17 protein-coding genes and 1 tRNA gene are annotated in these 24,139 nt (G+C 33.4%); 12 read left to right on the top strand and 6 right to left on the bottom strand.

Annotated elements, in window-relative coordinates; translation table 11 throughout:
- From ABD816_RS01620 to ABD816_RS01585, 8 genes are all read left to right on the top strand, one after another.
- Nucleotides 1–2,826 (top strand): T9SS type B sorting domain-containing protein (locus tag ABD816_RS01620; RefSeq protein ID WP_344924134.1); only part of this gene is annotated, 2,826 nt, incomplete at its 5' end.
- Between the two features lie 59 nt (nt 2,827–2,885).
- On the top strand, nt 2,886–3,845 hold the full coding sequence (locus ABD816_RS01615) for a PorP/SprF family type IX secretion system membrane protein (protein WP_344924132.1): 960 nt from the start codon (nt 2,886–2,888) through the stop codon (nt 3,843–3,845).
- Nucleotides 3,846–3,878: 33 nt separating this feature from the next.
- Nucleotides 3,879–5,837, top strand: a complete 1,959-nt coding sequence (locus tag ABD816_RS01610; protein WP_344924130.1) for an OmpA family protein — start codon at nt 3,879–3,881, stop codon at nt 5,835–5,837.
- Nucleotides 5,838–6,093: 256 nt separating this feature from the next.
- Nucleotides 6,094–6,612, top strand: coding sequence for an isopentenyl-diphosphate Delta-isomerase (gene idi, locus ABD816_RS01605; protein ID WP_344924128.1), 519 nt, complete (start codon nt 6,094–6,096; stop codon nt 6,610–6,612).
- A complete protein-coding gene (locus ABD816_RS01600; RefSeq protein WP_344924127.1) occupies nt 6,609–7,019 on the top strand; it encodes a 6-pyruvoyl trahydropterin synthase family protein in 411 nt (136 codons plus the stop codon). Before idi ends, ABD816_RS01600 begins: the two co-directional genes overlap by 4 nt.
- A 1-nt stretch (nt 7,020) precedes the next feature.
- Nucleotides 7,021–7,485, top strand: coding sequence for a peroxiredoxin (locus tag ABD816_RS01595; RefSeq protein WP_344924126.1), 465 nt, complete (start codon nt 7,021–7,023; stop codon nt 7,483–7,485).
- A 64-nt stretch (nt 7,486–7,549) separates the two neighbouring features.
- Entirely contained in the window at nt 7,550–7,816 is a 267-nt protein-coding gene (locus ABD816_RS01590) for a hypothetical protein (RefSeq protein ID WP_344924124.1), read from the top strand.
- A gap of 55 nt (nt 7,817–7,871) precedes the next feature.
- Nucleotides 7,872–7,945: transfer RNA gene (locus tag ABD816_RS01585), tRNA-Thr, on the top strand.
- 280 nt (nt 7,946–8,225) lie between these two features.
- Here ABD816_RS01585 and ABD816_RS01580 read toward each other — a convergent pair.
- The 4 genes from ABD816_RS01580 to ABD816_RS01565 form a co-directional block, all read right to left on the bottom strand.
- The gene (locus tag ABD816_RS01580) at nt 8,226–8,975 is read right to left on the bottom strand and encodes a DUF4369 domain-containing protein (RefSeq protein ID WP_344924122.1); all 750 of its coding nucleotides are present in this window, start codon (nt 8,973–8,975) and stop codon (nt 8,226–8,228) included.
- Nucleotides 8,976–9,018: 43 nt separating this feature from the next.
- Nucleotides 9,019–10,323, bottom strand: a complete 1,305-nt coding sequence (locus ABD816_RS01575) for a DUF819 family protein (protein ID WP_344924120.1) — start codon at nt 10,321–10,323, stop codon at nt 9,019–9,021.
- Nucleotides 10,324–11,077: 754 nt separating this feature from the next.
- A complete protein-coding gene (locus tag ABD816_RS01570) occupies nt 11,078–13,900 on the bottom strand; it encodes a carbohydrate-binding protein (protein ID WP_344924118.1) in 2,823 nt (940 codons plus the stop codon).
- A gap of 895 nt (nt 13,901–14,795) precedes the next feature.
- Nucleotides 14,796–16,901: a PDC sensor domain-containing protein gene (locus ABD816_RS01565; protein WP_344924116.1), complete on the bottom strand. Its 2,106-nt coding sequence runs from the start codon at nt 16,899–16,901 to the stop codon at nt 14,796–14,798.
- Between the two features lie 229 nt (nt 16,902–17,130).
- Here ABD816_RS01565 and guaB point away from each other — a divergent pair, with 229 nt between their 5' ends.
- On the top strand, nt 17,131–18,603 hold the full coding sequence (guaB, locus tag ABD816_RS01560) for an IMP dehydrogenase (protein ID WP_344924115.1): 1,473 nt from the start codon (nt 17,131–17,133) through the stop codon (nt 18,601–18,603).
- Between the two features lie 79 nt (nt 18,604–18,682).
- Here the strand turns inward: guaB and ABD816_RS01555 are convergent, their stop codons facing one another.
- Nucleotides 18,683–19,189 (bottom strand): OmpH/Skp family outer membrane protein, encoded by a 507-nt coding sequence (locus tag ABD816_RS01555; RefSeq protein WP_344924114.1) that lies wholly within the window; start codon nt 19,187–19,189, stop codon nt 18,683–18,685.
- A gap of 86 nt (nt 19,190–19,275) precedes the next feature.
- Complete coding sequence (locus ABD816_RS01550; RefSeq protein ID WP_344924112.1) at nt 19,276–19,515, bottom strand: hypothetical protein; 240 nt, start codon at nt 19,513–19,515, stop codon at nt 19,276–19,278.
- Nucleotides 19,516–19,911: 396 nt separating this feature from the next.
- Here ABD816_RS01550 and ABD816_RS01545 point away from each other — a divergent pair, with 396 nt between their 5' ends.
- Genes ABD816_RS01545 through ABD816_RS01535 form a run of 3 tightly spaced genes read left to right on the top strand, consistent with a single transcriptional unit; the run spans nt 19,912 to nt 24,139 of the window.
- Nucleotides 19,912–21,870: a peptidylprolyl isomerase gene (locus ABD816_RS01545; protein ID WP_344924111.1), complete on the top strand. Its 1,959-nt coding sequence runs from the start codon at nt 19,912–19,914 to the stop codon at nt 21,868–21,870.
- Complete coding sequence (locus ABD816_RS01540) at nt 21,871–22,722, top strand: peptidyl-prolyl cis-trans isomerase (protein WP_344924110.1); 852 nt, start codon at nt 21,871–21,873, stop codon at nt 22,720–22,722. It begins immediately after the preceding gene.
- On the top strand, nt 22,706–24,139 hold the full coding sequence (locus ABD816_RS01535) for a peptidylprolyl isomerase (protein ID WP_344924109.1): 1,434 nt from the start codon (nt 22,706–22,708) through the stop codon (nt 24,137–24,139). Before ABD816_RS01540 ends, ABD816_RS01535 begins: the two co-directional genes overlap by 17 nt.

The following is a 24,139-nucleotide window of genomic DNA, read 5'->3' as shown; positions in this document are numbered from 1 at the left end:
GATGCTGACAATGATTTCCCGGGAACAGGAGATGTTGATTACAGGGATATAGAAGATAATGACAATGATGGTGTAGCAGATAATGTAGATCCGGATGATGATAATGATGGTATTTTGGATGTTGATGAATGTAATGGAGGTTTATTACTTTCAGGAACAAGTCCGAACTTTGCTATTATGGACGGTCAAATTACAAGTGCAGTTACTACAACAACTAATGGTTTGGCACCAATAAATATATCAGCAGAAGAAGGAGGTGCTGCTCTTCGTTCGCAGTGGGTTGTAAACTCAGGAACGATAGGGGATACTTTTTCTATTCAGCATGATTTTAATACTCCTGTTTCTGATGTTGTTATCTCTATGCCAACTTTAACGACAACAAGTTTGAGAAATGTAGATGCTATAATTTGGTCTGTTAATTGGGTAACATCAGATCCAACTGCGACTGCAACCTTTATAGATAATAATGGGCTTAATGCTACAAATTCTAATGTGTATGATGTTACTTCCACAGGTACTACTCCTGTATATTTAGCTTCAGGTCTTTCTAACGGTTTTCAATTTGTAATGGATAATGATGGTGAACTGTTTGAAGCAACTACTCCTAATATGGAGGGGTCTAATTTGATAAATTCTTTTGATTTTCAAATTACATTGCCTAGTAATATTACATCGGTTACTATCACTGCATTAGTTCAAAACAATGGTAATTTTTCTAATGAGTATATGGAGCTTGATTTTTCAAATGCTGTTTTCAATTCTTGTGACTCTGACGGTGATGGAATCGAAAATCAATTTGATTTAGATTCAGATAATGACGGTATAGTCGATGCTATTGAGGCAGGTGGTACTGATGCAGACGGTGATGGTATTTTAGATGGAGGAGATGCGGATAATGACGGATTGATTGATACCGTTGATAATATAGATAGTGGTTCAGGTACAGGAGAGGTTACTGGTGGTACACCATTAGTTATTCCCGATTCAGAATCTACTCCAGATGGTTTACCAGATTATTTGGATATTGATGCAGATGGAGACGGTATTCCAGACAATATAGAAGGGCAGCAATCAGATGGCTATGTTTCTCCGGGTACTTTTACGGATATAGATGGAGACGGACTTAACGATGTGTATGATGGTGATGATGGTACTACAGTTGGTATTGATCCCATCGGTGCTTCAATCGATCCGGAAAACACAGATGGTACAGACACTGTTGATTATTTGGATACGGATAGCGATAATGATGGTATTTTAGATATCGCAGAGAATGGTGATACTGATAATACTCCTTCAGGGAATGATGCAGATGCAGACGGATTAGATGACGCATTTGATGATAATGATGATAGTGCTATCGATGGAGCCACTGTCAATGATGGATTGGGCTCTGATGATGTAGTTATTGATGAAGTTAGTTTAGAAGATGCCTATGGAGATGCGGATAATGATTTTCCAGGAGCAGGAGATGTTGATTACCGAGATATAGCAGATCCTGAATTAACATTAACAAAACTGGCAACAAATGTTAGTGGATCCGGTGCAGTTAACGATGTGATTACCTACACCTTTAGTGTGGAAAATACTGGAGATACTATTATTTCTGATATTACGATTGATGATCCGTTGACGGGATCTGTTGATCTGCCTATTACACCAGCTATATTAGCTCCTGGTGAAATTGGAACTGCCACAGCTACTTATGTTATAACTCAGGCTAATATTGATGCAGGGTTTGTAGAAAATAGCGCTACAGTAAGCGGAGAAGTTCCCGGTGGAGATACAGGAGACCCAAGTGATGATATAATTGATATATCAGATGATGGAGATGAAACCGTTGATGGTCCGGATGCAGATTCTGATCCTACAAATGATTCGACTATAACACTTGTGCCAGTTGGAGTTATTATAGCAGAAGATGATACCGTTACTGTCGATGGCATTAATGGAGGAACTTCTATTAATGTAGTAGATATCAATGATACTTTAGATGGTATTGGAGCGATGCTTGGGGTCGATGTAGAAATTACAGATATAGTTGATCCAGATACTACAGATGGAGTAAGTTTAGATCCTATAACCGGAGAAGTTATAGTTTTAGCAGGAACACCACTTGGAACGTATACGATTGAATATACCTTATGTACGATTGATTCTCCTGTCATTTGTGATAGTGCTACTATCACTATTATAGTGGCAGAACCAGAAACAGGAATTGTTACAGGTACTGTGTATAATGATATGAATAACAATGGTATGCAGGATTCAAATGAATCTGGTATATCAGGTGTTGAAGTTTTGATTACTGATGTAAATGGTCAAACACAAACTGTGATAACTAATAATGATGGAGAATATGCAGCAGTGGTTCCTGTAGGGGCTACGATTGTAGATGTTGATGAAACAACACTTCCTGCAGGAGCATCACAAACAGAAGGAACAGATCCAACTACAGTGGATGTCATTGCCGGAGAATCAACTTTTGAGGAAAATAATGGTTTTTATACTTTTGATGGTGAAATTATTGTGTATTCTGGATTTAGTCCAAATGGAGACGGTATCAATGATACCTTTACGATTGGCGGATTAGAGAATTTCCCAAACAATACATTGAGAATTTATAACCGATGGGGTGTATTAGTGTTCGAGGAAGATGGATATCAGCAATCAAATTCTAAACCATTTGATGGTATAAGTAATGCGAGGGTTACCGTTGGAGAGAAAGATGGATTGCCAGAAGGAACATATTATTATACATTAGAGTATGAAAATGCTACTGGTGCTTTTAAATCAAAAGCTGGATACCTATATATCAATAGATAAGTTTATATTTGGAACTAGTACAAAAGTATTATTCCCTAAATCAAATAATATTAACACCTATGAATAAACTATTCACAATATACTTACTTACTGTCTTAAGTCTAGTTTCAGTGTGTGTTCACGCTCAACAAGATGCACAGTATACCCAATACATGTATAACACTATAAGTGTAAATCCAGCCTATGCAGGTAGCAGAGGTGTTATGAGTATTATGGGATTACATCGTAGCCAATGGGTGGGTCTTGATGGTGCACCGCGCACTCAGACATTAACACTCAATACACCTTTAGGAAAGGAAAATCGTATGGGTCTTGGATTATCTATAGTAAATGATGAAATAGGTCCTACAGATGAAACTTATTTCAATATTGATTTCTCATATACCATACCTACCTCAGAACGCGGTAAACTTAGTTTTGGTTTAAAGGCAGGAGGTCATCTACTTAATGTAGATTTTGATAAGCTTTCTCAGTTTGAAACCGGAGATGTAGTTTTTGAAAGCGGTAATATTGATAATAAATTTAGTCCTAATGTAGGAGCAGGAATTTATTATCATACGGATAAATTATATTTAGGATTAAGTACGCCAAACCTTTTGGAAACTAATCATTTTGATGAAGAAGCTTTTTCTGATGCAGATGGTTCTTCTGCTTTTATTGCAGAGGAGCGTATCAATTATTATTTGATTGCTGGCTATGTTTTTGATTTATCGGATGATGTCAAATTTAAACCTGCGGTCTTGAGTAAATTAGTGTTTGGTGCGCCACTTCAGGTAGATATATCAGCTAATTTTTTACTTTATAAAAGACTGAGATTAGGAGCAGCTTATCGATGGAGTGCTGCTTTTAGTGGATTAGTTGGTTTTCAAATCTCAGATTCTCTAATGATGGGGTTTGCTTACGATCGAGAGACTACAGAATTGGGAAATACTCAATTTAATGATGGAAGTTATGAAGTGTTTTTGCGTTTTGAACTTTTCAGAAAATATAATAGAATGTTAACACCAAGATTCTTTTAAGTATAGTTAGAATCTAATAATAGTATTATTAATATGGGGAAATTATTATTTAAATCAATATTTCTTTTTACGCTTCTATGTATAGGAAATACTGCCATTTCTCAGGAAAGAAAATTGGAAAAGGCGGAAAAACAATATGATAAATATGAGTATATAGACGCGCAAGAAACTTATTTGAAGGTTGTAAAAAAGGGATATAAAAGTGCGGAGCTGTATAAAAATCTTGGTAATAGTTATTATTTTAATAGTCAATTTGATGAAGCATTAAAATGGTATGAAGACCTGATGGTTTCTTTCCCAGAAGAGGTGGAGCCTGAATATTACTTTAGATATGCTCAAACTTTAAAATCTGCTGAACGATATGAAGATGCGGATACATATATGGATAAGTTTTTTGCGGCTAATAAAGAAGATGAGCGTGGTCGTTTGTATAAAAAGGAGCCTGATTATCTAAATAGAATTGATTTTCAATCTGGAAGATTCGAAATCGAAAATTCATCAATCAACTCTTCATCAACAGATTTTGGTACTGCTTTTTATGGTAATTATGTAGTTTTTAGTTCTTCTAGAGATACTTCGACGTTTAAAAAAACGATCCATCAATGGAATGAAGAACCATTTTTAGATCTTTATAAAACGACATACAATCCTACTAATGGAGAGTTGTCAGAAATTGAAAAGTTGAATGATAAAATTAATAGTAAGTTTCATGAATCAACACCAATTTTTACAAAAGATGGAAAAACGATTTATTTTACCAGAAATAATTACAGCAATAGTAGATTTGGTACCGATAGTAAAAAGACAAACAGATTAAAGATCTATCGTTCTTATAAAAATACTCAAGGAGGTTGGACGACTCCTCAGAGTTTGTCAATCAATGACGATCAATACTCTACCGCACATCCAGCTTTAAGCACAGATGAAAAAACACTGTATTTTTCTTCTGATATGCCCGGAGGTGAAGGTCAGTCTGATATCTATGCGGTAGCAATTAATGCGGACGGTAGTCTCGGAGAACCTAAGAACTTAGGTAAAAGAATAAATACTGAAGGAAAAGAAACGTTTCCTTTCATTAGTACCAGTGGTGATTTATATTTCTCTTCTGATGGCCATATAGGGCTAGGAGGTCTTGATGTTTATGTAACCAACCTTAATCCAGAAACAAAAGAAGAAGAGTTAGTTGTTAATATAGGTAAACCTGTAAACGGAACAGAAGACGATTTTGCATTCATAGTAGATGAAGGTTCTAAAAGAGGGTATTTTTCTTCTAATCGTGCTGAAGGAAAAGGGAAAGATGATATTTATAGCTTCTTACAATTGGAAGATTTGAAAAGCTTCTGTGAGATTACGTTAACAGGTGTGGTAACGGATAAAGATACTGGTGATTTATTAGCTGGAACGAAAGTATCTATTTATGATAGTAGTAATAATTTACTAAAAAGTTATGTAGTAGGACCAGACGCTTTTTACAGTCATAAAGTTAAATGTGGATCTAAATATTTTGTACGTGCTGAGAAGGAAGAGTATGCAACAGGAGAGGAACTTGTAAATACTCCAGAGGAAACCAAGACGCTAGAGACTCCATTACTATTAGAAAAAAAGATCAAATCTGCTAAAATTGGAGATGATTTAGGTAAAATATTAGCATTAAGTCCTATCTACTTTGATTTTGATCAATCATATATACGTTCTGATGCAGCAGTAGAACTGGCTAAGGTTATTGAAGTGTTAGAACAGTATCCTGATATGAAAATTGATATTAGATCGCATACAGATAGTCATGGTGATGATTCTTATAATCTATGGTTGTCAGAACAACGAGCGAAATCAACAATTAAATATATGGTTGATAAGGGGATTGATGCTAACAGACTTTCAGGTAAAGGGTATGGTGAATCTCAAGGAGTTAATGATTGCGGCAACGAATCTAATTGTACAAAAGATGAATATCAGTTAAATAGAAGAAGTGAATTTATTATTGTTAAGTAGTTTACAATAGCTTTCATATTTTATAACGATATTTTTAATAAAAAACACCTTTCTTAGTTTAATAGAAAGGTGTTTTATGTTGTTTTATAAGTGTCTGATATATCTAGGTAAACAGTTATTAAAATTATCTCAAAACGTAATTAGATTATGATTTGCTAAGGTGATTTTGTAAGTTTGAAAAAACATCGGTAAATCGATCTTTTACAAGCAAAATTTTGTTGAAGATGATTTGTATTCGAAACGAATATTCTAAAAAATGGAAGAAGAAAAAGTCATTTTAGTAAATCAAAATGATGAGCAAATAGGTGTAATGCCTAAAATGGAGGCCCACCAAAAAGCGGTGTTGCATAGAGCATTTTCAGTTTTTATTCTTAATAGAAATAATGAATTAATGCTTCAACAAAGAGCACAGCATAAGTATCATTCTCCTGGTTTATGGACTAATACCTGTTGCAGTCATCAGAGAGATGGTGAAACAAATATCGAGGCGGGAACCAGAAGATTACAGGAAGAAATGGGCTTTACTACAGAATTAAAAGATACTATTTCATTTATTTATAAAGCTCCTTTTGATAATGGGCTAACAGAACATGAATTTGATCATGTTTTGGTAGGGCATTATGAGGACGCTCCCGTAATTAATGTGGATGAAGTTGCTGACTGGAAATGGATGTCAATAGATAATGTTAGACAAGATATTTTGCAACAACCGGAGCTTTATACAGCATGGTTTAAGATTATTTTTGATAAATTTTACTCACACATTACCTTATGAGAATAAAAGCGTGTAGAAAGGCTCATTTTAATGCAGCACATAGGCTGTATAGAAAAGATTGGAGTGACGAAAAAAATTACCAGATATTTGGTAAATGTAGCAATCCAAAATTTCATGGGCACAACTATGAACTTATTGTTGGCGTTATAGGAGAGATTGATCCGGAAACTGGATTTTTAATGGATCTAAAAATTTTAAAAGATTATATTTTTGAAGAAGTAGAAGAACGTTTTGATCATAAAAATCTCAATGAAGAGGTAGAGGAGTTTAAAGAAATGAATCCCACAGCAGAAAATATTGCTGTAGTGATTTGGAACAGGCTTCGTAACCGAATTGATCAACGATTTGATATAGAAGTTACACTATATGAGACGCCTCGTAATTTTGTGATATATAACGGAGAATAATATGGGATTAGAAGTAGGAGATGTTATTCCTGATTTTGTAATAAAAAAGCATGATGGAACAGATTTTATTAGTAAAGATTATGTCGGTAAACAGCCTTTTGTAATCTATTTTTATCCTAAAAATTTCACACCGGGTTGTACTAAAGAAGCTTGTGATTTTAGAGATAGTTATGAGGATTTTAAAGTTCAGGGCGTAGAAGTAATAGGTGTTAGTTCGGATAGTGTGAAATCACACGAACGTTTTAAGACCAAGTATAGACTCCCCTTTATTTTTTTGGCCGATACTAATAATAAGGTTAGAAAACTTTTTGGAGTAAAATCGGGCTTGTTTGGAGTATTACTAGGCAGAGAAACCTATGTAGTGGACAAGAAAGGCGTAATCCAACTAAAGTTTAATAGTATCAATGCGTCCAGTCATTTGCGTAAAGCTAGTAAAGCTATATCTGAAATGATAAAAGAAAAATGATTTAAAAACTAAAACTGTTTGATAAATGATTTAAAATATTAATTTTGCACAAAATAAATTACAAATGGCAAATAAAAGAGATCTGAAGAAAGATATTAACTATGTGTTGGGAGACATTATAGAAGAAGTTTATATCTGGGAAGAAAACAATCCAGAAAAGGACAGAAAGGCAGGTGAAGTGATTATCGATGAGGCTATTACTTCTTTTGATACGTTTATGGCAAGAGTAAGCGATCGTACTGTAGAGAATTCGTCTAAGCATTTTAAGACCATCAGAGAAGATCTGGAAGCTACGGCAAAGTCTCTTGCTGAAAAAGTAAATTCATTATAATTTTTTACAATAGTTTGTATATTTAATTTCAAAATTTATATTTGCAAACTATTTTGCCGATGTAGCTCAGCTGGCTAGAGCAGCTGATTTGTAATCAGCAGGTCGTGGGTTCGAGTCCCTCCATCGGCTCTATAAGTAAACTCCGTTCATTAATATGTTCGGAGTTTTTTGTGTAGTCAAATTATAATTGCGGATAAGAAGTATATTCAGAACTTATTTTTACTAATACTTTGATTATGAAAATAAGTAAAAAAGGGATCAATTATTCCCATTAAATACTGCAGGTACTCATTATAGAGGAAATAATGGTAGAAAGCCATCACTTTACAGAATAGTTGGAAAATACCTATACAAACTTATATTAGTATCGTTTAATTAATGTAAGAATCAATAAAGGGATAAGTGTATTTTAGTTCTGATCATTTTGTGCGCTAACAATTTCTTCTGCTTTACGCTTTTTGATAAGATTAAGAAGCTGCTGGCCATACATTGATTTTTTGACCCTAGGAGATAAAGATTTTGCAACTGTATCCAGGTATTGAATGTTGGCATCATAAACTTCATTGACGGTTACATATGGTGCTACTTCTAATTTTTTGTTAAAAAGAGCAAAGTTAATTGTATACAAGTATTTTTGCTTCAACAAGTTCTTGTAAGCAACATCATTTTCCATTAATTTTTCTTCGTCATTTTGCTTTCTAGCTTCAAAATCTTCTTTTAAAAGACGTAAATCCCGGTTGTTAAATCTTTTCTGTATTTTTTTATATTCCTGAAATTGCTTTTGGTTTTCCCCACCAGTAATAACAGCATCTTGCTCGAATCGATTTAACGTCGTATTGATATTCATTTCTCCTGGTTCTGCAAAAAAGGAAATACGGTCATTAAGAGGAGTGCCATCATGCTTGTCTAAAAATAAATAATGAATTTCGGGCTCCTGAACTTCTGTAATAAAGGTAAATTGTGGAGCACCTTCAATAATGACTGAATCTATATTTATTAAAACGGTATCTTGGATTTTTTGCAGATATAAGACACCTTTTTTTAAGCCTTTTACTGTGCCATTAATAGACACATTCCCTTTCTTAGGAGAGCTACAGCCTATAAAAATAGTAAGTATAAGTGTGATGGTATAAAATAGTCGCATGGATGGTTTGTTCATATTAGTAATCTTTTGCAAAGATGGTATAAAATGATTTGAAAAACTAGCCTGCAGCCGCTATTTGCATTAATATAGTACATAAAATAGCACCATAGGTACCCACTACATACCCAAAAACAGCAAGAAGTACACCTACCGTTGCTAATGATGGATGAAAAGCAGCTGCAACTACAGGAGCAGATGCTGCACCTCCTACATTAGCCTGACTGGCAACAGCAAGAAAAAAGTAAGGTGCTTTTATTAGTTTAGCGATCACTATCAATAATACTGCATGAATAGTCATCCATATCAATCCAATAGCAATGAGCCCAGGATTTTCTAAAATACTGCCTATATCCATTTTCATACCAATAGTTGCTACAAGAATATAGATAAAAATAGTACCGAGTTTACTTGCGCCAGCGCCTTCATATTTTTTGGCATTTGTAAAGGATAATAATACTCCTATGATTGTTGCTATAGTTACCATCCAGAAAAAAGTGGATGTAAATGTGGCTAAAGCAGAACTCTTATCATTAAAAATTTTAAAATTATTAGTTAAAAAATTAGAAGTTCCATTTGCTCCCCAATGCGCAATTCCTACTGCTGTAAATGCGATAGAGAGCATGACGATATAATCAGTTAAAGTAGGGTTGCGTTTAATACTTTCTGCATAACCAGATACTTTTTCTTTGAGGGCTTCAATAGCTGTGTCATCTGCTTTTAACCAACGATCAATTTTTTTGTTTTTTCCGATACCGATTAACAAAACAGCCATCCAGATATTAGCAGCAACAATATCAACTAAAACCATCTGACCATATTTATCAGGGTTATATTCATAAATTTCCAGCATCGCAGCTTGATTTGCACCACCACCAATCCAGCTTCCTGCGAGAGTGGATAGACCGCGCCATACGGCATCAAATCCAACTCCATCAAGTGTTTCTGGAGATATTGCTGAAACTATTAAGATGGCAATAGGCCCACCTATAATAATTCCTATGGTTCCTGTAGCAAACATAATCAATGCTTTAGGTCCCAGATTGAATATTCCCTTGAGATCAATACTTATTGTCATTAATACTAGTGAAGCAGGGAGTAGATATCTACTGGCTATATAATATACATTAGAAGATTTCTCTATAACTGCTCCATCTGTAGTTACTTCCTTCCATTCTGGTGAAATAATACCCAGAGAGTTAGCTATTGCTGGTAATAGATAGCATAAGAGAATAACGGGAACGTAAGTGTAAAATTTCTTCCAAAATTTTGTACGGATAGAGGAAGTGTAAAAGACAATACCCAGGCAGAGCATCAAGATACCAAAAACTATAGTATCGTTTGTAAAATAAGGTGCATTATCCATGAAGATGAGTTTGCTTAGTATGAGTAGAAACGCAAAATACAATTTTTGATTAAGAAGTGCCTTTAGGATGTGCTAAAAGTTATTATATGGCTTTTTAAGTGTTATACAGAAATAAGCGTTGATTCTTAGTTCTTACACTATCTGGTGTTTCATTGAAAAAGTGATTAAAAGAGTAGAGTAGTATCTGAATAAGACAGTAGGTTGAGGTTTTTGAAATTGAAAAAGCCATTTTATTTATGTAAACAAAATGGCTTTGACTTTTATATGTTATTTTAAGAACTTACATACCCTTTGGGGAATAGGTCGTAGTTTGATTTCTAATTTTCTTAGCTATAGTAACACCCCATTAATTCTATTATCGTTACCAAGCATTCATTTACAGCTTTTTTCATAATTTCTATGTGTTTAATAATTACACTGCAAAGATAGGGTAGAAGATATATTGTATTAAGCAATTATATTTGCTAGATTATGTTCTATTTTAACCTTTATGTTTTTAATTATTAATTTTTGAGGTAATTTAATATATTATTTTGATTGATATGATTAGCTTACCTAGTCATATTAGAGTGAATATTCATAATTTGTTGATGAATTTATATTATAATAGAGGAAACGTAATGATTTTGTTATTAGTAGAGTAACATAGGAAATGAAATCAAAAAAGAAAGCATATAACTAAAATTGGTTATATGCTTTCTAAAGGTTTTATCTTATATGTTTATAAAATCAAACCATATTTATAGGGTTTAGACTATTTTGCAAATCGCAGTAATTCTGATGAATTATTTGCTTTAAATAGTTTTAAGAAATATATGCCTTGTGGAAGCTCGCTGATATTTAACGAAGTCAGTTTGCTGTTAATTGATGGTTGTACCATGACTAACTTACCTGTAATATCAATAACCTGAAGGCTGGTGTATTCTTGAGGATTGGAGACAGAAAGATTCAATTCATTTTGTGCTGGTACTGGATACACTGAAGCGATTGAAAGATCTTTGGTACTGTTGTCTTCTATATCCTTAGAGGATGCTCCATTAGTAATTTCGAACCAATTAATATTAAAATTTTGCCCTGGAGAAAATAATCTAATAGTTTGTGTTCCTGCTAATAGATCGACACTAGTGCTTACTGTTGTCCATTCTTGCCATCCACCTGTTGGTGCTATGTTAGCGGTGCCTAATACCGCAGTATCAACTATGAATTGCACTGCTGCGCTTCCTGGTACACTTGCTACACGAAAATCTACAGTATAAGTTCCGGAAACTGGAATGTCTACAGTGTAATCCATCCAATCTCCATTGTCAATATATCCTACATTTAATCCACCACCAGTATCTGTAGTGGTTTCTGTTTGTATACCGCTCATAGCTGCATAATCCTCTGCTTCAATTCTGATGCTTGAAGGCGAGGTTGTGTTAATTGCTTCCGAGATGATAAATCGTTCCCAAGTCCCAGTGGATGCTGTTGTGACCATTTTAGTCTCTCCTACATTGTTTATCTGCAGTCTGGGTAAAGTGTTTCCTAATGTTGTTAATAAAAAAGTACCATCTACAGAGCCTGCAGTAAATTTCCATTTGGTCCAGCTACCTTTAGAAGTTGTAGCCTGCATATCTGTGTATGCACTATTGTCACCTCTCATTCTTGGTCTTGACCCTCCACCAATACAATCTATATAATAATAGCCATCAGTGGTAGATGGTGTGATTTTCCATGTTACTGATTCTCCTGTTACTGATGTAGATGTGGTAAAAGGATCTTGAGCACCATTAGCCCCTATTCTTAGTCCATGATGAGGATTGTCGATATAATATGTTTTATTAGGGTCAGGTACAAATGTTGCTCCGGATGTTGTCACAGTTACTATTGTACTTGCTGTAAAGTTTCCATCTGCTGTAGTCGCAGTTATTGTAGCACTACCTGCCGCTTGCGCGGTGATTAAGCCATCAGTACTTACGGTTGCTATAGAGGTATTACTACTGCTCCACGTAATATTCTGATTGCTCGCTCCAGAAGGGTTTATGGTTGCAGTTATTTGTTGTGTACTTCCTACTGATAAAGAAGTATTGCTTGGTGAAACGCTAATCCCGGTAACCGAAACTGTAGTATTGCCATTACCATCTTCCCATACGATATCATCAACTCCAAATTGGAAGGTGGTGGATGGAAAAGAACCATCTATGCTAGATATAGCAAACATATAATTAATATTCTGAAAGGCAATTAATCCAGCAAAATCTTCTAATGGTATTTCTACTTCACCCCATTGTCCATTTCTGGTTAAACCATATTTAGTTTCTCCAGCAGGAAAGTTCACAAAACTTTCGTTTGTAAAATTATCGGTTATTCCTACTCTGAAAGAAACATCAGCAGGGATATTTATTCTAAATTTGAGAGATCCATTTTCGACATAGTTAGACATGTCTTTTCCAAATATTGCCGAAATACCACCACCAAACCAACTATTTGCGTTTAATGTTTCCCATGCGATCACTTCACTTCCTTCGTAAGGAGCTGTAGTTCCTTCTTGCATAGTGCCTCCCCATACATATATTTCTCCATCATTGCCAAAAGTCAACTCATTAGCAGTAGGAGTGTTTTCTGTAAATACGCCAAAAGTTCCGCTTTCCTCAGCTAATCCTCCGTAATCTGTTTCTACGGTTCCATATCCATTCCATTTCGATACACGTACATAGTCGATATATAATTTGGCTGGTAGGGGAGCAGATACTTGACCGGGAGCTGCCGCATCTGTAAAATTACCTCCTACAGCTAGATTCAATAGAAAAAAGAAAGGTCTATTAAAAACGCCGGTAACACCATCAGGATCTAAAGGAAGTGGACCCGTATATAAGTCATATTCTGTTCCATTGTCTACTATAGTATAACGCATTTGGGTAGGTTCCCAATATAAACGATAAGTGACAAAGCGATCAGCCATTGATGTACTGGATACATAAGGTTGATTGTATCCTACATCATAGGCGATACTTCCTACACTACCATCTTCATTGGCAAAAATAGCGTTTGCTCCAACATAACTATTGATATCCGCTCCTGGATGTCCCTGTCTTTCGCGTTCTTCAACAGCATGCCCCATTTCCATTATGTCAATCTCACCTTTTGCTGGCCACGAAAGATTAGACGTGCCTAGTAACCATGCCGCGGGCCATAAACCAGAGTCTAGATTAGGTGTTCGCATACGTATCTCTATTAATCCGTATTGAACGGAAAGGTTACCATCCGTGTCTACCTTTCCAGAGGTGAAAGAGCTTCCGCCAAAAGATTCATTTTTAGCTTCTAAGACGAGTGCATTATTTCCAGATTCTCCAGGTATGGATTCAATAGTAATATTATTACCTCTATAGTACTCTAATTCTGCATTACCCCAACCGCAAAGTCCTATATCACATCCATCTCCTTCTATAGGGTTCCAGATATCAGTGTTGAATGTGTTGAAATTATCTTCCCATATTACCTCGCCAATTTGAGAGGTTACTACAGGGCTATATAATAGTAAGATAGCGATAGCGATCCATAATTTAAATGGATTTCCTTTTGTTTGAAAATTTTTCATGAGTAAAGATACATTTGTGTTTGGTGTAAATTTAGTAATAAGCATTGTGTGAGTAATGTGTAATTTGTATATAATAACTATACAAAATAATTATTTTTTAATTTTTTAGTTAAAATTTTAGTGATAAAATGTTTTTTGTCTTAAAATCATAAACACTACTACTATTAGTGTTTATGATTATTTTAGGGCTATACATTATCATTGTTGTAGTAATGTATAGTCGAATTGATTATTATATAAATTATAAATATCACATAATAATAGTATAATGACATTTAAATAAATAATCCTACTCATCATTGTAGGAATTCTGGTCTAAAAGTAAGATTAAGTTAGTTCTAGGGTGGTTTGTTTTTAGAATTCGTAGTGTTTTAAATAGAATACGTGCATTTAATTTTGAAGTTAATTAGTTTGATTTTTTAGTAGCGGATAGTATGATCAAGAATAGAATTTGTAATGATTATTTTTACATAAATAATACAGGAAATCAAAAAGCCTAAAAAGAATACGTACCGTTTTATTTTAAACACTTCCACTATTGTTGGTGGTTAAATCATAATTAGTATTATTAATTCCTTTTCTCTCTGTTCCAACTGGCCTGATATTTAAAAATGAGAGTTTTCAGTAATTCTTGTATTTTAGGCTTTTTTTAAACTTTCACTAACTATTTATGCTAAAGCAATTTGTACTTTTTTTCGTCCTATTTCTTAGTCTCAATTTTTATTGTGTACAGTATAGAAATAGATACGGCTAATTTTAGAACAAGACAGCAACTTTATTTATACTACGTTTTTTAATTAACAAGATATTTAATATTTAAAAAATAACTTAAATAACGAGGAGGTAGGAGGGGTAAACACCTTATTTTTGTTGGGTTTATAGTCCTTTTTTTAGGTTAATAGAATTTTATCAAAGTAAGTAGTAGTGAAAGAAATAGAAACATGGGCCAAAACGATGCTTTAACAATAAGGTTATTTTTATAATCAAAGAGTTGATTGGAAGTCCTCGTATAGGTAATAAGATTGAAAGTGGATAGGATGATCATTATATATGCTATAAAATAGAAATATTCCATATACACCAAATCAGCTGTCAAAATATCTTTTCTGAGATCAATATGAGAAAAAATGAGAACAAAAAAGAAAGCAGCCATTCCTTGTACAATTTCTCCTCCTGTCTGGTTATCTTTTGATTTTCCTGTTGCATATATCAAAATAAACATCATAATTAAGGTCACAAAAATTGGTATTAAGTAAGTTATGAATGCTGTTATTAATATACGTTTTACGTTAATATTAAAATGCAGAACGGGGTATTCCTGAAATTCATCTTTTTTTTCATTACCAAAATTGGTGCTATATGAGTTGGTTCTGTAACTAAAATAGCTTTCCATAATTTTACTTCCAGGAAGCTGGATATTAGGATCAATACCGCTTTTTTGAGATGGATTTGTGTTTTTATAGCTTTTTAGGTCAGGAATTAGTAAAATGTTATTCTTAGTATTTTCTTTTGGTTGAATTTCCAGGCTTATATGACGTTTGTCAAATGGGTAGCTATCGTACTTAAAATTAAGACGAACTGTGGTTCTGAAATCATACCCAATTAGTACTTTGTCACCCATAAAATCTTTATGGGTTTCTTCAATAAAAGAAGATTCGGCAAAGGGTGCAGTTTGTGGAAATCTAAATCCAGGTGTTATATTTTTTAAATCTAATGTATCATATTTCTGCCAGAGTTGACCACTTATATTGAGGTTGTATGAGTCTCCAAATTCTAAACGTTCAACATACATTCCTGTAGGAACAGCCACAGGAGGAATGATATTCATGTGGATAGATTTTCTGTTCTGTTGATTAATAAAATTACTTAGTGATGTATTATCTATGATAGGAGGGGTTTCTGATGTAAGTAAAATGTTCTTGGTGGTATGTTCCAGATATCCTATAAACATGATATTTAGAATTAAAATAAAGGAAGCAAACAGACTCAAATACCATATTTCTGAAACAGAAAGGTAGTCCCGGTTATAAAAAATAGCTAATAAAAAGAATAACAACAAACTTAAGGTGACAGCTATATGGATATATTTTTTTTTGAAATAATTGCCTCCTCCCAGCATATCATTTTTAAAAAATAAAACACCAATACCCCAATTAGAAGTGGCTACCTGATCATAAAAGAATAAGGTAGTTTCTTTTTTGTATTCATCATAGAATTCTGTGTGTCCTTTTTTATAATTTAAAATGGATTGATAAGCCTTTTTGATTTTGGGTTCAGATTCTTCTTTCAGGATATCTGCAATATTCTTTATACCAATATACTCTTTGACTGGATGCGCAAGAAGAACTCCTTTTTTTGAGCAGACAAACCCTAGTCCTGTTTTACCCAGACTTAGATCATGAATCAGTTTTGTAAATCCTTTAAGCGAAATAGTTAGTGCTACAACTCCTTTTATTTCACCTTTGTCAGTTCCTGTTTGATGATAAAAAGGAATACTGTAATCAGAGATTAATGCTTTTGCAGCTTGCCCATAATAAGGCTCTATCCACATTGCTCCATTCAATTTAGGTTGATTATACCATTGAGACGTTTTTAAAGAGCTATTAGTGTAATCGTATTTTTCTTCTAATCGAATGATTTTGTTTTGATTTTTGTCAAAATATGGACTGTATAATTCTGTGTTCTTATTATATGCGTATGGTTCATATGCAACTGTGATTCCTAATATTTCATCCATTCTAATAGAATGATCTCCTATAAGTTGCTCTATTTCTTCTTTTGAGTACTCTTTTTCGTGTAATAGTGCTACTAATGATTCTGCTTCTGAGATTACATTTTTTAGAACAAGATCAATTTCATTTGTTAATTCTTGAGTTATTTTCTGACCTTTTTCTAATACAACTTCGTCCTGTTCATTTTTAAAACTAATAAAATCGTAGACTAAAAAACTTAACAAAGTGAGAAGTAGAATAGTAATAAAGTATAAGCCCTTTTTGATCATAAATAGCTAAATATTAAATGCAAACCATCTTGAATTTGTTAATATACAACAGATTTGTATGATGGTTAAATTTTAAATAAAAAAATGGATGATAAAGCAATATAATTTTTTGTAAATCTACTTTAGTATTCTTAATTTTTGAAATTATGTGCAACTAAATAAAAGCAATGATACCTAAGTTATTGCGCAAAAAGGATTATATTTGCACGCAATTAAATCTTTAATTGCTATGAAAGCACACGAATCCAAAATCGTCGGAGAAGGACTTACTTATGACGATGTACTATTAGTTCCCGCCTTCTCAGAAGTACTACCCCGAGAGGTTAACATACAGACTAAGTTTACCAGAAATATTACAATTAATGTTCCTATTGTTTCTGCTGCTATGGATACAGTTACAGAAAGTCAAATGGCTATCGCAATGGCTCAAGAGGGAGGTATTGGTGTTTTGCATAAGAATATGACGATCGAGGAGCAAGCAATTAAGGTGCGCAAAGTAAAGAGGGCAGAGAGTGGTATGATTATAGATCCAGTGACACTGCCATTATCGGCAAAGGTGCTTGATGCTAAAAATAATATGAGAGAACATAGCATTGGTGGCATTCCAATTGTCGATACTAACAATAAACTATTAGGTATTGTTACGAATAGAGATTTACGTTTTGAAAAAAATAATGAACGACCCATATCAGAAGTAATGACAAGTGAGAACTTAGTTACTGTAGGTGAGGGAACTTCATTACAAGAAGCAGAAGTGATTCTTCAGGATAATAAAATTGAAAAACTTCCAGTTGTTAATGAGAATAATACGTTAGTAGGGTTAATTACATTTAGAGATATTACAAAACTTACATTAAAACCTAGTGCCAATAAGGATGAATTAGGTCGTCTGAGAGTAGCTGCGGCTATTGGTGTAACTGCTGATGCAGTTGATCGGGCTGCCGCTTTGGTTCACGCAGGGGTAGATGCAGTAATTATAGATACTGCTCACGGACATACGAAAGGTGTGGTAATGGTGTTAAAGGAAGTAAAAAAACAATTTCCTCAGTTAGAAGTGATTGTAGGAAATATTGCTACAGCCGAGGCTGCAAAATATTTAGTGGAAGCTGGTGCAGATGCGGTTAAAGTTGGAATAGGACCAGGTTCTATTTGCACCACAAGAGTGGTTGCAGGTGTTGGTTTTCCTCAGTTTTCTGCAGTATTAGAAGTCGCAGCTGCAATTAAAGGGTCAGGGGTTCCTGTAATTGCTGATGGAGGAATTAGATACACTGGTGATATACCTAAAGCTATTGCAGCAGGTGCAGATTCAGTGATGTTAGGTTCTTTATTAGCAGGAACAAAAGAGTCTCCGGGAGAAACGATTATATATGAAGGTAGAAAATTTAAATCCTATCGAGGTATGGGTTCTGTAGAAGCGATGAAAAAAGGTTCTAAGGATCGGTATTTTCAGGATGTGGAAGATGATATTAAAAAATTGGTGCCTGAAGGTATTGTAGGAAGAGTTGCGTACAAAGGAGAATTATACGAGAGCATTCATCAGTTTGTAGGGGGGTTAAGAGCAGGAATGGGGTATTGTGGAGCAAAAGATGTTAATACCCTGAAGGAAACAGGTCGTTTTGTGAAAATAACGGCTAGTGGAATCAATGAAAGCCATCCTCATGATGTCACTATTACGAAAGAGGCACCTAATTACAGTAGGTAATATATAGAATTGTTAAAAAAACAAAAGACGATTTGGATTTTAATCCAAATCGTCTTTTGTTTTTTTTGCAAAGATTCTATTATTCTGTAGGAATCCCTAGTTTAGTCATTACTGTTTTTGTAACGTCAAATTTTGGGTCAATATAGGCAATACCACTGCTTGTAATGGTAAAAACCTGAGTATACCCTTCTGTTTTGGCAACTTCTTCCAGTACTTTTCCTATTTTTTCATAAAGCGGCTGCAATAACCTGTTTTGTTCGATCTGGACCAATTGAGAACCGTTTTGTCTGAATTTAGTAATCTCATCTTCTAATTTAATGATTTCATCCTGTTTTGTTTTCTTCATAGGCTCTGTCATACTTGCAACACCTTCCTGATATTCTTTTACTAATGCTTGATACGCATCAACTTTAACTTTTAAATCTCCTTCCAGTTTTGTGTTATAAGTTTTTAATTCTTCCTGTACTTTTGTTAAGCCTGGCATTTTAGAAAGAATAAAATCACTGTCTATTGTTCCTACTTTTGATTGTGCAAATGACTGTATACCAATTAATAAAATTAAAATTGGAAATATTATGTTTTTCATTGTTCTCTTTTTTTGATTTTAATTATAATTTTTACAAATATATAGGGTATATGGCAAATTATATGCCAAGACTTAAGTTTTTTAATTTACTCCTCGAATAATTGCCCACGATGAGGTTTTAATCGATCTCTAACACTTTTCATTTCAGAATCCGTCACTACCATAAACGCGATGCTATGCATATCACTGATATCTTGATAACCTGTAATGTTAGTTGATAATTTTTCAGAATTGATATACTCTTTAAGATGGACTTCATGATGCTGGGCAGTTTTGCTTGCAACAGGTCCCTTAAAATCCCATATTAATTTTAATTTTCGTTCCAAATTATAAATGGTTTTAGATTATAGAATGATATTGTGATTTCTAATTTATTTTTACACAATATAAGTATGGCTAAAATATAGAATTCAGTTGCGATTTAATTGTAGATAAGGCTGTTTTTTGAGCTTTTTCTGAATTTCGGTTAAGTTTTACAAATTTTGTTATGCGTGTCTTGTTTTATTTTATATTACGTTTTAATGTGATATTAGGTTAATAATCTTTTGTTTTTGTATAAGTTGTTAATCAAACGTATTAATAAAATGGAAGCAATACTAATTTTTAAAAAAATAAATGACTCTTCATACTATTATACCTTAATGATTCGTTAAGAGAACAACTTGTAAAACGGGTTAATATTATTATTTTTACTCGATTAAATATTTTATTTAAAAAGGATTATGCACAAAAAGATTATTGCACTTTTTTTAGGGGTTGTTTTTTGCTCATTAGTAAACGCACAGGAAAAAGATCAGGTATTACTAACAATAAATGATTCTCAGGTTTATACTTCAGAATTTAAAAGAGTTTATCTTAAAAATATAGATTTGGTTAAGGATGAATCTCAGAAAAATATTGATGAATATTTAGAGCTTTTTATTAATTATAAATTAAAATTAGAAGAAGCTACAGCATTGGGATTAGATAAGAAGGAATCTTATATCAAAGAGCTTAAAGGATATGAAAAACAATTGTCGTCTGGATATCTTACGGATAATCAAGCTTCTGATGCTTTAGTGAAAGAAGTGTATGATCGTTTGCAAGAACGTGTGAATGCAAGTCATATTTTGATTCAGGTGAAACCTAATGCAGCTCCAAAAGATACATTGGCAGCCTATCAAAAAATAATGAAGGCCAGAGATCAAATTATGGGTGGAGAAGATTTTGGTTTGGTGGCAAGAAGATATAGTGAAGATCCGTCTGTAGAAACTAATCAAGGTGATTTAGGATGGTTTTCTGCTTTTAGAATGGTTTATCCGTTTGAAGATGCTGCATTTACAACAGAAATAGGAGAGATATCAAAGCCTTTTAAAACTCGTTTTGGATATCATATTCTTAAAGTGAATAAAAAAGAGAAAACTTTTGGAGATATTACGGTAGCACATATCATGGTAGCTTTTAATAAAGAAAGAACTGAAAAAGAAGCAGAAGATAGAATTAGAGAAATCGATATACAGTTAAAGCAAAGTGTAGCTTTTGAGTCTTTGGCAAAGCAATTTAGCGATGATAAAAACACAGCACTCAAGGGTGGTGAGATTAATAGATTTGGACAAGGAGCGTTAAATTCTGAAGAATTTGAGAAGGTAGCTTTTGCCTTAGAATCACCTGGAGATATATCAGAACCTGTTAAAACTAAGTACGGTTGGCATATTATAAAATTGATAGAAAAACATCCTAAAAAAACATTTGAAGAGCTCAAAGGAGAATTGACCAAAAGAATAATGAAAGATGAACGTTCACAAATCATTTCAGCTTCATTTATCGATAAGTTAAAAGATACATACGGTATACAAAAGAACGAAGAAGCAATTCAGTATTTTAAGAAGATAATACCAGATACAATTTTTGAAAAAGGATGGGATATCCCTCTCAATGACCCAGTATTAAAGAAAAATATTTTTGTCATAGGAAAACAAGCCTATTCTTTTACCGATTTTGCTGAGTTTTTAAAAGAAAAAGGAAATAAAAACAGAAATTTCACGGATGTCTCCATTTTTGTAGAAAAGATGTATGAACGCTTTGAGTCCAAAGAATTACTACAGTATTACGAAGCCCATTTAGAAGAGGATAATGAAGAATTTGCTCATGTAATTTCTGAATATCGTAATGGTTTATTACTTTTTGATTTGATGGAATCAAAAATCTGGAATGCTGCTAAAACTGATTCTATTGGTTTAAAAGAATTTTATGAATCCAGAAAAGAATCCTATGTTAAAGGGGAAACCTATAAAGTGATCAAAGCTTCGTCTTCTAATCAAAAATTAATTGATAAAGTTAGAAAAGGCTTAGAAGAAGGGATGGTATTGAATGATATTAAAACCAATGTTAATGTGTCTAAAGAAGATGTTGTGATTTTCTCAGAAGAAGAATTGGTCAAAGGAGAGGATACTGAGGTGGCTAAATTCTCTGGAGAAAAAGATCAGATTGTAGAAATGAAGGAAGATGAATATATCATTTTAATCAAGGTGAAAGAAGTGTTACCTTCGAGATTAAAAACATTTGAGGAAACTAAGGGAAAGGTAATTAATGATTTTCAGGAGAATCTTGAAAAAACATGGCTTACAAAGCTGAAGAATAAATACAAGGTAGAAGTAAATAGAAAGACGCTTAAACAGATCAAAAAAGAATTATCTATATAAATGCGATACATAAGTAGTAGTGTGCTAATATTTCTCGCAGTTATTTCCTGTGGCGATATGAGTCAGAAAATAAAGCAAGAAGCAATTGCCAGAGTCAATGACACCTATTTGTATAAAGAGGACGTGGCAAACCTTGTTTCTGCTGGAATGTCAAAAGAAGATAGTATTAGCATCGTTACTAACTTCATAAATACCTGGGCTACCAAGCAATTATTTATATACCAGTCAAAACGTAATTTGACAGCAGAAGAGCTTGATGAGTTTGATAGCCTGGTAGAAGATTATAAAAGTACTTTGTATAGTAATGCATATAAAAATGCAGTAATTAATAAATCCATTAATATGGAGGTTACGGATCAGGATATTGAGGCATACTACAAAGAAAATTCAGAAAATTTTAACCTGAATCAGGAGTTGGTAAAAATACGTTACTTACATTTGCCAACCGGTTACAATAATATTACTGCAACGAAGCAAGAATTTAATCGTTTTAATGATGAGGATGAAGAAGATTTGTTAGAAAAAAAACTAGAATTCGTAACATATTCTTTTTCAGATTCTAATTGGGTTCAGTTTGATCAGGTATTACATAGAATTCCAATTCTTAAAAAACAAAATAGAAAAGAACTTTTAAAAAACGGTAAATATTTGCAATTAAGTGATTCTGCGGGAACTTATATGGTAAAGATAAAGGAAGTGCTTACAAAAAACAGAGTGGCTCCATTAGAATTTATTAAACCCACCATTCGGCAGATTATATTAAGTAAGAGGAAACGCGAGTTGATAAAGAAATTAGAAAAGGATATTACAAAAGATGCAATTAAGAATAAACAGTTTGAAATTTACGATTAAGAATGCTTCTGGTATTTTGGTTACAATGCTATTGATTTTTTATAGTCAAATGTATGGACAAGAGATTATTGAGGAAGTAGAAAAAGAAATTATAGAAGAATCCATAGATTCGATAAAGCCATTCCAGAAAATTAAGGTTGATGGAGTTGCTGCTGTGATTGGTGAATACGTGATTTTGGATAGCGATATTACCACTGCTTACAATCAGTTAATTGCAGAAGGAGTATCTGCAGCAGAAGTAAGTAATTGCGAATTAGCGGGTAGTTTGTTTGAAAATAAATTATACGCACACCACGCAGTACAGGATAGTGTACTTGTTAGTGAAGCTGAGGTTAATTCGATGGTTGATCAGCAATTGACATATATGACCAGAGAATTAGGTACTTTAGAAAAAGTACTTAAATTTTATAAAAAGGATGATGAAGAAGAGTTTAGGAAAGAATTATTTGAAATAAATAGATCCAATAGATTGTCAGAGCAGATGAGATCTAAGATAATTGAAGAGATAGAAATAACACCAGAAGAAGTTCGTGAATTTTTTGATGAAATCCCGGAAGAAGAACGACCAGAATTTGGAACTGAACTAGAACTCGCTCAGATTGTTATTGAGCCTGAGGTTCCAGAGGAAGAAGAGCAGAAAGTAGTTGATAGATTGACTCAGTTTAGAACAGAAATAGTGGAAAATGGAAGTAGTTTTGCTACTAAAGCAGTACTTTATTCTCAGGATCCTGGTTCTAAATCAACGGGAGGAAAGTATACCTTAAACAGACAAACACCTTTTGCTAAAGAATTTAAAGATGTAGCATTCAGTTTACAGGAAGGAGAAGTAAGTGAACCTTTTAAAACAGAGTTTGGATGGCATATTGTCAAAGTAGATAAAATTAGAGGTGAAGAGATTGATGCAAGACATATTCTATTAGTTCCTGAAGTTACAAGTCTGAGTATAAATGAAGCAAAAAAGTTAGTAGATTCAGTACGTACTACAATTATTTCTGGAGAAATGCCTTTCAAAGAGGCGGCTAGAAAATTTAGCGATGAGAAAGAGACAAGAGAGGATGGAGGGCAATTATTAAATCCTACAACAGGAGATACACGTTTTGAACTTACTAAAATTGATCCTATATTGTATGATCAAGTATCTAAGTTAAAAACGAACGAAGTTTCTTTAGTAATTCCTGATCAGGATCGTCAGGGACGTAAAAAATTTAAATTAATAACAGTATTAAATCGTTTTGATGAGCATATAGCCGATTACGCTAAAGACTATCTTAAAATTCAGGAATTAGCGTTAAGAAAAAAGCAAATAGAGGCAATTCGCAAATGGCAGGAAGAAAAGATTAATGATACCTATGTTAAAATAAGTGGAGCTTACAGAGACTGTGATTATAGTGGTAACTGGTTAAAAAAAGAAAACTAA

This window comes from Aquimarina addita, from assembly GCF_039539305.1.
Lineage (GTDB): Bacteria > Bacteroidota > Bacteroidia > Flavobacteriales > Flavobacteriaceae > Aquimarina > Aquimarina addita.
Note: the sequence above shows the minus strand (reverse complement) of the source record. Positions and strands in the feature narration are given on the sequence as shown.